1 protein-coding gene is annotated in these 383 nt (G+C 79.6%); it reads right to left on the reverse strand.

The annotated features are described in order from the left end of the window. Positions 1-383, reverse strand: a 383-nt coding sequence (locus L0D17_RS14070; protein WP_279231847.1) for a MerR family transcriptional regulator, incomplete at both ends; no start/stop codon positions are given.

Below are 383 nucleotides of genomic sequence, written 5' to 3' on the forward strand. Positions count from 1 at the left end.
GCCTCCTCAAGGTAGCTTCGCTGACCGGGGGCTCCAGGGCCTTCAAGGCCTCCCTCAGGCGGGCGTTCTCCTCCCGCAGGGCCCGGAGCTCCCCCTCCACCCGCTCCAGCCGTTCGGCCAGGGCCCGGAGGAGGGCCAGGGCCTCCCCCTCGGAGGGGAGGGCGAGGCCGGCGGCCGGGAAGTCCCCCTGGACCCGGGCCAGGGCCTCCTCCAGGGGGAGGCCTTCCCGCAGGTGGGCCTCCCGGGCCGCCTGGAGGCGGGCCAGGGCCTCCTTGGGCCAGAGCCGGCCCCCCCGGGGGTCCCGGGGCAGGGGGCCCACCACCCCCTCCCACAGGGCGGCGTAGCGCCGGAGGGTGGCCGGGGAGACCCCCAGGGCCCGGGCG

Source organism: Thermus thalpophilus (genome assembly GCF_022760915.1).
Lineage (GTDB): Bacteria > Deinococcota > Deinococci > Deinococcales > Thermaceae > Thermus > Thermus thalpophilus.